This window comes from Pirellulales bacterium (assembly GCA_033762255.1).
Classification (GTDB): domain Bacteria; phylum Planctomycetota; class Planctomycetia; order Pirellulales; family JALHPA01; genus JANRLT01.
Genome location: JANRLT010000044.1, coordinates 176,129 through 188,274, shown reverse-complemented (window position 1 = coordinate 188,274; position 12,146 = coordinate 176,129). Strand labels below are relative to the sequence as shown.

General features: G+C 55.5%; 7 protein-coding genes. 2 read left to right on the top strand and 5 right to left on the bottom strand.

Annotated features, from left to right (window positions below; all coding sequences use genetic code 11):
* Positions 1-3: 3 nt before the first annotated feature.
* Positions 4-2,193 (bottom strand): hypothetical protein, encoded by a 2,190-nt coding sequence (locus SFX18_13030; protein ID MDX1964070.1) that lies wholly within the window; start codon positions 2,191-2,193, stop codon positions 4-6.
* A 626-nt stretch (positions 2,194-2,819) separates the two neighbouring features.
* On the opposite strand from SFX18_13030, the gene SFX18_13025 reads away from it, so the two are divergent.
* Entirely contained in the window at positions 2,820-3,713 is an 894-nt protein-coding gene (locus SFX18_13025; GenBank protein ID MDX1964069.1) for a hypothetical protein, read from the top strand.
* Positions 3,714-3,782: 69 nt separating this feature from the next.
* Here SFX18_13025 and SFX18_13020 read toward each other — a convergent pair whose 3' ends face one another.
* Positions 3,783-4,064 carry a BON domain-containing protein gene (locus SFX18_13020; GenBank protein MDX1964068.1) on the bottom strand — a complete coding sequence of 94 codons (282 nt, stop codon included), beginning with the start codon at positions 4,062-4,064 and terminating at the stop codon, positions 3,783-3,785.
* 389 nt (positions 4,065-4,453) lie between these two features.
* Between SFX18_13020 and SFX18_13015 the strand changes: the two genes are divergently transcribed.
* On the top strand, positions 4,454-6,259 hold the full coding sequence (locus SFX18_13015) for an NADPH-dependent assimilatory sulfite reductase hemoprotein subunit (GenBank protein MDX1964067.1): 1,806 nt from the start codon (positions 4,454-4,456) through the stop codon (positions 6,257-6,259).
* A gap of 160 nt (positions 6,260-6,419) precedes the next feature.
* Here SFX18_13015 and SFX18_13010 read toward each other — a convergent pair whose 3' ends face one another.
* The 3 genes from SFX18_13010 to SFX18_13000 all read right to left on the bottom strand — a co-directional run bounded on the left by SFX18_13010 (position 6,420) and on the right by SFX18_13000 (position 12,008).
* Entirely contained in the window at positions 6,420-7,739 is a 1,320-nt protein-coding gene (locus SFX18_13010; GenBank protein ID MDX1964066.1) for a nucleotide sugar dehydrogenase, read from the bottom strand.
* A gap of 232 nt (positions 7,740-7,971) precedes the next feature.
* Positions 7,972-9,099: a hypothetical protein gene (locus SFX18_13005; protein ID MDX1964065.1), complete on the bottom strand. Its 1,128-nt coding sequence runs from the start codon at positions 9,097-9,099 to the stop codon at positions 7,972-7,974.
* A gap of 20 nt (positions 9,100-9,119) precedes the next feature.
* The gene (locus SFX18_13000) at positions 9,120-12,008 is read right to left on the bottom strand and encodes a hypothetical protein (GenBank protein ID MDX1964064.1); all 2,889 of its coding nucleotides are present in this window, start codon (positions 12,006-12,008) and stop codon (positions 9,120-9,122) included.
* Positions 12,009-12,146 lie beyond the last annotated feature (138 nt).

Below are 12,146 nucleotides of genomic sequence, written 5' to 3'. Positions count from 1 at the left end.
CTGTTAATTTCGCCAGCCTAATTGCAGCCAGCCCTGGTCGCTGATAAACGATTGGACGTAAAGCTTGCCCATTTTGGCGTAGTTTCCTGGCAATTGCAGGCCTTCACCTTCTAGCGTGGGTTTAAAGATTTCGCCAAAGCGGGCCGCCAGTCGCCGCCGCAAGACGCGCAGTTCGGTATCGATCATTTGATCAAAGGTAATTTCAATGTCACCTTGGCGGACCGCGCGAATACCCCTCCCGTTGGTTTCCAGCTTGTAATTGGCGCTGATGTAGGCTCCGGGATACTCTTTTTCCTCTTCCCCAGCCGCATTCGCCGCATCGGCGGGGGTGGGGCCGGACGCCGGCTTGACCTTTGGCCGCGAGATAAAGCGATCGGCGGCGATGGTGACTTTAAAGCCTCCATCGGCAAATTCCACATAAATGGGATTTTCACTGCTAAAGGCTATCGCGTAATCCTTGTTTTCCAGATCTTCCTTATCCGGGTTGTCAGGGTCTAGCATGGGGGAGGGGCTTCCCTGGCTAAATTCCGCGGGGGTTTTGCCCGTCAGGCGAACCAGCATTGTTTCCAGGTCGTCCTTGGTCATGGTTCGCCCACCAAAGACCGTCGCTGCGGCATTATTGACCAGCGACTCATGCACGTTGACCACCATCTCGGCCGGCAAGGGCGTGGCGGCAATCGCGGGGGGCTGGTCATTGGCCGCCATCTGAAATGACGCCGCGGTCAATGAACGCATATATAAATGGTCTGCGCTGGATGAGATCGCCAAGTCCTGAGGCGTCAGCCCCCAACGGATCAATGGCGTTTTGACCCGCCGTTTTAAGTCGCGGTCGGCCTGCGCGATCAGCGGACCGGCCTGGGCCTCCATCCGGTTTTGCAGTCGTTGTTGGGCATGCTGGCTGGCGATAGCTTCGGCCTGGGGCTTGCTTTCATAGGCCCGTTTTGTTGCGACCTTGGTGATCAAGCCATTAAAGTGCTTGCGATTGGAACCAATCCCCGTAAAGGTCGTGTCGGTATCCGCCCAGGCCGTGGCCGAGCCAGCGGTGATTCCCTGTGGATAAATACCCATGAGCTTATGTGCGTCAATCCGGGTGACGCCGTTACTATGGATAACCGCCGGTCCATTGACGCCGACAGTCTTGGAATACACATTGCCTGACAGATGCAGATCGATCAGCGCATAGTTGGGATTATCCCGCAGACTTGCCACTAGCCACGCTTGGGTGTTGGTTGTGCCCCGAATGGAGGTTCCCAAGATATTATCCGTCAACGGATCTACCTGGCTAATGTGGTTGTTGATTCCCGACCCGACTAGGCGTTCGCTGACCCGCACCCATAGATTAGGGCGGGAAAAGCGGGAACGCACGGTGTGCAGAATTTCGGGGATTTGGCCAGCGGCGGCCAGCCGTCCTACTTGCAGGCCCACGGCGGTTCGATTTTTGTGATTGGGTTGTTGGTTGAATTCGGCCAGGGTGGCCCCTAATTTTTGGACTTCTTGGGGAAATTGGATATTGGCTTGGACGTTTTGAGCGGTTTCCAGCAAGTCCATATAGCGGATGATGGCTTTACGGGTGTTTTGCATGACGGGTAGTTCCAACCCCTCGTGCCCCTCGATAAAGAGCGTGCTGAGAAAGTACAGCATCTCGGGGTCAGCCTGATCCCCCGCGGCCAATTGCTTTTGTAAATCGTCCCAATGAAAGAACTTTTTCCACTTTTGGCCGTTTGCGCCGCCGGGTGTCAGATAATTATCCAGTTGTTGCACCGCCTGTATCAGTTCACTTCGCGCGGCATGGAGTTCTTCGGGGTTGACAGCGCGAAAGGCGCCTTGGAAATTTTGCAAAAACTCAACAAGTTCGGCGTTGGATAACTCGGAAAGGAGGCTCCGGCGAAAATTAACAAACGGGGCCAGCTCTAAACCCGCCGCGCCACTATGCAATTTGCGCAGCGTGGTGAGTAACGCGGGGCGTGAAGCGTGGGGAGGGGCATCGGCTTCGGCGTGTAACGCCTCTAGTTCAAGGTAATCGCGCCAGGTTGATCCCGCGGGAAACTGGCTGAGGTACCGCTCTAAATTTACCAATGCGTTTTTCGTGTTTGCCGGATTGGCCATTGCCCAAAGCTGGTTCCCAAAGCTGGCGAACCAGATCGCGACAACTATCAAGGCCGGGCGCACGACGGCATGAATGCGGGTCTGCATGATCGTAAATCTTATTTGAAGAGAACCAATCAACAGGGAAAAGCGGAACGCTGAGAGCCTCTAGAGCCAGAGGGAAAAGCATTTGCCATATCGCCGTTCCATCACGGTGCTATGGGGAAAAAATGCTCAACTAAACAGCTTGTTCTCTTCCTAAGACTAGGTCAAAAAAGACGAGAAAAGTCCGTTCCTCCCACTTGCCAACAGGCTGCCCAACTAGCATAACATATCCAGGTTCTGCAAACTACCCTTTTTAGCTAAACAGTAGGATCCTGTTATTCCGAAAATTCGCGCATCGCTGGGTTGACCCATAAAATGCCCGAATTTCCCCACCTTTTGCAGGTTTGGACCCGCAGGTCCGTTTTTTGCCTCTCAAGGAAGAGGGCAAATTGCGCCCGGCGTCTCCTTTATTCTTGAGGTATAGCATGGCTTGTCCAGCGTTCACTGCGGAGAGACTGTTGTCCGACGGCATTCATCCCCGACACGTTTCTTGCACGGAATTTCGCTGGGTGGAGCATTTTCTTAAAGCCCGGATACCGATTTTTAGGTGCTTGCTGGGGGGAATCTCGCTGAGTATGGCGATTGCTTTTAACTCGGGGCGACTTTGGGGTCAGCAAACCACACTACCCATGATTTCCCCGCTGCCGTCAAAAGCGACGGCCGTCGTGGATAAAAAAGTTGTCCCACCGCCCCCAGCCGCGAAAGCGCCTGCTCTTCGGCAAATCACGTGGTTGACGGACTATGGGGCGGCCATGAAGGAAGCCGAACAAGACAAAAAATATCTTCTCATGCTTTTTGAGCCAGCAACAGACCGTGCCGGTCACGCGGCGGATGTCCTGCGTCAATTGCAAGATCCCCGTCATGCAAAATCCCTCTCTAACTTTGTGTTGCTCAGACAATCATTGGAACAAACGATATCCAGCTCGGGGAAAAAGATACGCTTGATTAGCCATGCCAGTTTTGGCGAAATGCAGGGCCAGGCGGGACTGGCGGTGATCGATCTGGCTAATCCCAATACGCCCCATTATCGCCAAGTGGTCAGCCAAGTGCCGTTTTCAGCGGGAAAATATTATCGCTACGAAAAGTCCGCCGTTCCCGCGCTGCTTAGCTTGCCGGCGGGAACTCTTACGCAACGCTCGCTGATCCTTGCCGTACGCATGCATCCCGAACGTCCCGCGAGCGCCTGGGGGGCACATGATGCCGTCTTGGGCGAAGAAGCCGCCAGCCATTCGCACTATCAAGCGCGTATTCAAAACCAGGGCCACCACCACTGGGGGCAGCGGTTTGAACGAATTCGCGGGCGACTAGCCCAGCGTCGCGGTTATGCGGGGCTGCCGCGCGAAGTCGTCGCTGAAAGCTGGCCACAACAGAACTTGCTAGACTCTTGTGCCGATTGTGTGCAAAGCTGGCGACAGTCCGCTGGCCATTGGGGGGCGGTGCGGGCCCAACATGCCAGTTATTCTTTTGACATCAAGCGTGGCAATAACGGCATCTGGTACGCAACGGGACTGTTTAGCGATTAACATTCGCGGCTAGGTGCCTGCGTCCGGTTTCGCTTGCTACATTCCGGCAATTAATAAAATGGCCAAGCTTTACCGCGGCAAGGCATGCCGTACCACAATTTCATTGTGAATCAATAACCCGCCAGCCAGCGGCAGCGCCGCTTCTTGGGCCAGTTGCTTTAGATAAAATGTGCTGCATTCACCCGTCAAAATCACTTTCTGGCCGTTGGACTCGACCCGCAAGTCCCGGATGGCTGCGTGGGTAAGTGTTTGAATCGCCAAAGCAATCCGATTACATTGCCCGAGATGGGCCTCGGTCGACGGGGAAGAGGGTACAACCGGCAGGATGTCATTGTAGGCGAGGTTTTCCATCACACACCTTGGTAATTGCGGCAATTGCAAAAATCCATTCTGCGACTAAACAATCCGTGATGCATAATCCATTGAATAACCGCTGCTTATTATGCCATTTTGTGTAGGAGTATATAAAAATCACTAATGGCGTTGCAGCTTTTGTTGTAAGGGGATATGTCTTAGGTCGTCAACCGGTATTCCCGTAAAGTTTTACGGGGCTTAGTTTTCCAAGCTATGGAACCCGTTTAGGATAAAAGTTCAGTATTTACGTAAACAAAGTGAACATTTGGCATTGATTTGCCGTCATAAATCGTAGTAGGTTAACGGCTGGGGATTGTGTACGATTGTCACTTTTGCCAAATAACTGCATTTTTTGCGGTCAATCCTAGGTTTTGTCGAGGTGCCCCATGGCTGATACGCTTTCCACCCCTGCCTCTTCTCCCCTAACCGCGGAGTCCACTACCAGCGGTCCCGTAGAAAAACTTTCGCCAGTGGAGGGATTCAAGACGCAAAGCCATTATCTGCGCGGAGACATTGACCGGGAGTTGACCGATGGAAACGACTTTTTTGGCAAGCCATCCATTCAACTGCTAAAGAATCACGGCACTTACCAACAGGATGACCGGGACGCCCGGACCAAGAAAGATGGGGCCAAAAGCGGCAAGGCTTTTTCCATGATGGTCCGTTCGCGGATTCCCGGAGGCAAGCTGACCAGCGCGCAGTTGCTGGCGGAACTGGATATCGCCGATCAACTGGGCAATAGCACGCTGCGTATCACCAGCCGCCAGGGGTTGCAACTGCATGGCATTCCCAAAAGCGAATTAAAGGAATGCATCAAGAAAATTAATGACATTAAATTAAGCACGCTGGCCGCCTGCGGCGACGTCAACCGCAATGTCATGTGTTGCCCCGCGCCCGACCATACCAACGCCGTGCATCGGGATCTGCAGGAACTAGCCGACGCCCTGGCGCGGGAACTAGCGCCCCGCACCCGCGCTTATTACGAGATCTGGCTGCGAGACGACGAAACCGGCGAAGAGCAACTGTTGCATGGCGATCCTCGTTATGCCCATGTCAGTCCCGGTTATGGGACGTCGCTGTCCGGCGAGGACCAGGAACCGATTTATGGACAAACGTATCTGCCGCGCAAGTTTAAAATTGCCATCGCCACGCCAGAGGATAACTGCGTGGATCTGTATGCGCATGATTTGAGTTATTTGGCAATCGTGGAGCAAGGGCGTATTGTGGGCTACGATGTGCTGATCGGCGGAGGCATGGGGGTGACCCCCAGCGCGGCCAAGACCTTTCCCGCCGTGGGAAAAAAGTTGGCCTTTGTCACCCCGAATCAGGCAATCGCGATTGGCGTGGCGGTGGTCAAGGTGCAGCGCGATCATGGCAACCGCGCCGACCGCAAAGTGGCCCGGCTAAAATATACACTGGCCAATTTGGGGATGGAGCAATTTCGCCAGTATGTGCGCCAGTACGTCAATTTTCCGCTGGCTCTCCCCACGGCCACGGAAGTGACCGGGCACGATGACCACCTGGGCTGGCGGGAACAGGGTGACGGGCGCTATTACTATGGGCTAAATGTCGAAAATGGCCGCATCGTGGACAATGAGCAAATCCAACTCAAATCAGCCCTGCGGGAAATTTGCCGCACGCTGAATTGCAATTTGCGGCTGACGGCGCACCAAAGCATTCTATTTATCGACCTGGACGCGGTTTCGCGGGGGGTGATTGCCGACATTTGCCGCAAATACCAGGCTCCCACGACAGAGGAAATCAGCACCGTCCGCCGTTGGTCGATGGCTTGCGTGGCAAAACCAACCTGTGGTCTGGCGGTGGCCGAAAGCGAACGGGTGTTGCCCGGAATCATTGATCAATTAGAACCCGAACTCCAAAAGCTAGGCCTGGACAACGAGCCATTTACCTTGCGCATGACCGGCTGCCCCAACGGCTGCGCGCGTCCGTATAACTGCGATATCGGCCTGGTGGGAAAGACAGACGATAAGTACACCATTTTTGTGGGAGGACGATTGCTGGGAGATCGCTTGAACTTTTTGTACAAAGATCTGGTCCCCACGGCCGAGGTGGTGGCGACGCTTGTGCCGCTATTTGCTTACTTTCAAGCCGACCGCCAGCCCGGCGAAACGCTAGGTGACTTTTTTCATCGCAAAGGAGCCGCTGACTTGCTTTCGCGCTGCGGAGGTTAAAGAGAATGTCTGTCGCGCGTCGCGGCTAAACAGCACACTGGCCTATCTCCTGCTGGGCCGCCCGCACACCGGCGGACTTTCGTCCGCCGCCTGTCTTTGCCGTCTCTCATCGATCCCCTTCTGTCTCCCGTCTCCAAACTCCCGTCTCTTTTTCCCTCGATTAAGCTTTTTTCACTTTGTCGCGTCCCGCTTTTACATTTTTGGTTGCATTGCGGGTGTCCACGATGATCCGCCCATGCTGCACGATGTGGGCGTAGTCAAACGCCGTATGATCGGTCGCGATGAGCAGCAAATCCCGCGATTCCAGAAATTCGGGCGTCAATTCCTGGCTGGAAAGCGCCGGCACGTCATGGTGCCGCATTTTTGGCAGGTGGGGGATATGCGGGTCGCTATAGCTGACATCCGCTCCTCGGCCAAGAAGCAATTCCAATAGCTCGAACGAGGGGCTTTCCCGCGGGTCGTCCACGTCTTTTTTGTACGCCATGCCAAGGATGCAGATTTTGCTGCCGCGGATGGGCTTGCCAGCGTCGTTAAGGGCCTCGGCCACCTTATTAACCACATAGATAGGCATAGAGGTGTTGATCTCTCCGGCGACCTCGATAAAGCGGGTCGTGAGTTGATACTTGCGCGCCAGCCAACTGAGATAAAACGGATCGATGGGAATACAATGCCCCCCTAGGCCCGGACCGGGATAAAACGCCTGAAAGCCAAACGGCTTGGTCTTGGCCGCGTCGATCACTTCCCACACGTCGATCCCCATCCGATCAAACAGGATCTTAAGTTCGTTCACCAGCGCGATATTGACCGCGCGGTAGGTGTTTTCCAGGATTTTGCACGCCTCGGCCACTTCACAGTTAGATACCGGCACTGTCTTGACCACGGCAAAGGAATACAGCTTATGCGCCAGTTCAAAGCTAGCCGCGTCCATCCCCCCCACGACCTTGGGGATGCCGCTGGCGGTGTAATTGGGATTGCCGGGATCCTCGCGTTCGGGGCTGTACGCCACAAAGAAATCCTTGCCGGGCGTCAGGCCGCTTTCCTTGAGGATGGGCAACAATACGTCGCGCGTGGTGCCGGGATACGTGGTGCTTTCGAGCACGATCAACTGCCCCGGACGCAACGCCCGCGCAATGTGCCGGCCCGTGTTTTCGATATAGGTGACATCCGGATCGCGGCTGTCATTGAGTGGCGTGGGAACGCAGATCAATATGGCGTCCGCCTCGTTCAGACGGGCCATGTCGGCCGTCGGTTCAAAAACCTTGGTCTCGAGCCATTCCTTGACCCAGCTTTCCGGGATATGCGCGATGTAGCTTTGACCCGCCAGCAGCTTTTCCACCTTGGTTTTGTCCACGTCATAGCCAATGGTGCGAAATCCGGCATTCGCAAACGCCCGAATCAACGGCAAGCCGACATAACCCAGGCCCACTATCCCCACTTTGGCCTGCTTGGACTCGATTAACGACAACAATTTTTGATGCATGGGCGGATAACCTGACGGGCGGAAGGGGCCGCATGATACGGCCAGCAAAGCGGTGTGGAAGGGCAATAAGCCCGAAAACGACAAAATCTTTCAGGAAAAGAAACTTAATTATAGCTAGAATTCTTTGTGACTCCACACCCCCCCAGAAGCGAGTTTGATGAGGATTGTATGTGATTGTAAGGATTGTTACAGTCTTGCGGAAAGTAGAGACCAGACAGCCGTGTCACAACAATTATCCGCCCAACAGTCCCACGACAAAGTGGAGCACGTCTCCCCGTTCCCGGCTGGCAGCGCACAGGGGAGCATAATCCCCTGCCAGATTGGATAGCTCGACCAGCGTTGGCGCAAAGCCGCTGGTCCGTTGACCCGGGGGAAACCACCGTGCCGCGGCGGCCAGAGCCTGGGGCCAGCGCCGTAACCGGGTGAGCAGCACGATATAGGTTTCAGCGGGAAGGGTCAAATCATAAGGCGAGTCGGTCTGTGCGGCGGCTTGTTCAAAATAGGCCAGCGCCTGATCGATATTTTCACCTAACTGCGCGGCAAAGAACAACTCGTGGGCGCGATAGTTATCCGTGAAGGGGGGATCGCCGGCCAGTTGCAATTGCGCTGACAAATGTTGCCCATACTGGCACAGTTCACGCGCTAATTTGAGATAACGGGGATCAGCGACCCAGCGGGCGATCCGCACCACCGAGCTAAGATGCGTGGTATCCAGGTGGTAGGCATTGTCGGCAAAGAGCCACTGCCGATCATGCAAGAGCGTGGAGAGCGTGTCCGCGTTCGCGAGGGTGAAGGACGGTTCGCGCCTGGTAATTTCCTCCCCCAATGTTGCCAACAAATCCGCGTGCAACCGCGCGACCAGATCGTTTGCCGCTAGTTCCCGCTCACGCGGGCTGGCCTGGGCCAGCTCGCTATCAAACGCGGTTATCGCCTGGCAGACGCCAAAATGGTCCAATATCAACCGCAAGCCATAGGCCGGGGCGATTTGCTCGCTGAGGGCCAGCTCCAACAGTTCATCCAGATTTTCGGACGTGACGGGGGTCTCGCGCAGTTTTCGCGCGACCGGTTCCCGCTGCCCCCCTAGTCGCAGGTAACTCCACGCCGCGCGCGGGTTTCCCGCGGCCAGCCACAACTGGCCCACCTCTTCGCACACTTCCAAATACGCCGCTTCCAGGGCCTGGCGTTGGGGAGCTGGCAGCTCTTCCGCCTGGGAAGTTGCCACGGCGGGCAGGCCCAACTTAGTCCGGACCTGCATGAGGCGAATTTGGAAGAGGTCGTGGTAGTTCGCCTGCTGGTGAAAATAACGTGCGGCAAGCTCCAACAGGGAAGCGGTGTCGAGATTTGTCCGAGCGGAGGACAAGTCTGAAAATATGGTTGAATTCAAGCTAAATCGCTCGTCGTTAAGGAGGTTTTTCCAAGTTTTTTCCTGAAGAGCGTAATTCCACTCCCTGCAAACAGCAGACCCGCCGCTAGCCAGACGCCTGGTTCGGGAATGGCGGTGATGGCGAGCGTTCCCTCACTATAGAGCGCGGTGGTATCCCAGGATAGCGCGTTCCCCAACGTGGGCAGGTTGACCGCGTCAAAGTTCCCCTGGAATGTGGCGTCAAACAGGTCAAAGCGATCGCCATTTTTAGGCGAAAAGCCGTCATACAGTTCGATATTCAGGATACCGTCGGCATAGAGCAAGCCGCCAATGGCCATCTGATCGTATTCCGCGCCGGGAAGCAGTCCACCCAGTTCCAGGGTGAGGGCGGCGTTTCCACCGAGGACCAAATCCCCTTCATAGGATACGGCGGCGGGCGAGTTACCCGGTCGGATATCCCCTTCAAAATAGACGGTTCCGGGACCGGTGAACGCCCCCGCGCCGCTGACCGAGCCAAAAAAGACCGTGTGGCAGTTGGCGCTGGTGCGGATTTCCGTGCCGTTATGGACCACATCGTCAAAAAAAGTGGTGGTTCCGCCGCCGCTGGTGATGATCGTGCCGCCGGTTAGGTTGCTTGCATCGCCATAGATATCGGTCGTTCCGCCACTCAGCGCGATGGTGCCCGAGTTTGTCAGGCCGCCGCCGGTGGTCAAAATACCCCGCCCCGTAATCAATCCCCCCGTTTGATTGGTCAAAGAGCTGACGAATTCAACCGACCCCCCGGCCAGCGTGATCCTTCCGTAGTTTTCATTGCCGCTACTTCCTCCAAAGCGGACCCACTCGCCGCTCAGCGTGCGCAGTTCACCCGTGGACTGGTTGATCAATCCCCCTTGGACAATCGCGCCACCAAAGAGCAAACCAGCATTAGCCGCTTGCACTTCCGTGATGTTCAGATTGGGATTATTCGTATTGAGAAACGACAACGACGCCACGGGATTCACGCCGCTGACATTGACTTTGCCTGCCAAGGAGCCGCTCGTGGCGTTGATTCGTGCATAGTCCGCCTGGCTGATCGTGCCAAATTCAAACCGCCCGCCGGTCAAGTTGACGATGCTCTGGGGCATAATCACGCTCATTCCGCCGACCCTGACCAAGCCGCCAGTCTGGATATTTATTGTTCCAATAGCAGAAACATTGTTTCCCACAGTGAGATTTCCGGAGTTTAACCATTGCGACCCCGCGCCGGTCACCGTGACGGTTGCCGGACCGTTGTAAAATCTGGTCAATTGGCCGGTCACGCTGGTGACCACGCCTCCAGCTTCGATATTTAACGTACTGCTTGCGGAATTTCCTATTGAAAGCAATCCAGCGACATTCACTTGCGAACCCGCGCCGTTCACGATTGCCGAGCCGGATCCACCAGTGCCGATGAACAGATTACCTGAATCCGCACGTCCTCCTGCCAGTACCTGCAAGCTGCCTGTAGAACCTGGCTGAGTAGCAATTGCAATTCCGGCATTACTACTAGCGTTTAAAAGGGAGCCATTGCCGGTGACTGTAACAATGTTATTCGAGCCGGAAAAAATTCCTATATTTATTCTAGGCGTATTTAGCACGCTCCCGGATTCAATGGTCACTGACCCCGTGCCTACCCAGCCAACAATTAAATCAGATGTCACATTCCAGCTTGAACCCATGCCCGACAAGGTTACCGCTCCCACGCCGACGGCCGAGTCTCCCACCCTTCCCGAAAAGCTAGTAACCGCACCACCCGAATTAATTTTAAGTTGCCCCTTACTCGCGTTGCCGACAGTTAAAGTATCAGTGAACGTTGCCGTCGCCGTGTTGGCCAATTCCAAGATCGCTTCGGCATTGGGATTCTGAAACGGATTGCCGTCGAGGGTAAAATTAGCCGAGCCGGGGTTGAACGTTCCCCCCGCGCCATTGACGGTCAACGTGCCATCGTTAAAGAAAAAATTCCCGCCAGCGGAGATGTCGAACGAACCGGTGGTGACCGTCCCGCCGTTCAAGCTCAAGCGGCTGCCGTTCCACAGTTTGGTCGTCCCCCCCACGCTCAGATTCCCGAAATCCAAATCGACTGTTCCCGTTCCGCCGAGGGTGGTCATCGTCCCGCCGATCGACAGATCGCCGGTGTTGGTCCAGCGCCCATTCAACGCGATATCGACGTCGCCGGTGGAGCCGGCTCCCCGCGCCACCGCGCCCAGCGCGCTGGTGACCTGCGAACTGTTGAGGATCGTTAGCGTTCCCGAGCCCGCCGCTCCGACTCGTAATTCGGCGGCGTTGTTCCAGACAGAACTCATATTGAGCGTCGCCGATCCCGTGGTCCCCGCCGTTCGCCCAATCGCGGCCAAGTCGTTCACGCTCAAGACGGCATTCAAGTTCATGTTTAAGATGCCGTTTACCTGCATGCCCCGCGTCCCTTCGACCGAGACCCGCGTCCCCGCCGGATAAGTCGGCTGTCCCACCAGATTGAGCCGCCCGCCGTTGAAAATCTCAGCCCCTCCCAGACTGCGGAAATTTAACCCCCCCAGCGTCATGATCGTCCCCGCGTTGCTGACCGAGAGGTCGTCATAGGCCCCCCCGCCCCCCGCGCCATTGATCGTCAATGTATGCTGGGGACTGGCGTCTAAATTGCGGTAGGTGACATTCCCCGCCGGCTGTCGCAAGGCGCTCACACTGGGAATTTGCACCGGCGTGTTGGCATCCCACCACACCTCATAGGTATTGGGCAGACCGAACCGGGCGACATTGGTACTTCCGGGCGCGACCCCCCCCACCCAATTCGCGGGGGTGTTAAAAGATGCGTTGACGTTGGTGGTGTTATTCCAGTTGAACTGCGCTGGCAAGCTGTTGGTTTGCAAAAAGCACAGGCAGAGTGCTAACATGCACAAACGTGGCCACAACATATTCTTGCCGTACATTTTGGTATCCCAATGTCAATGAATTAATTGATTTGTTTAAACAAAAGAACATAGTATCATGCGGAATACCGCAAATGCAATGATTTTCATTTGTTGATTGAC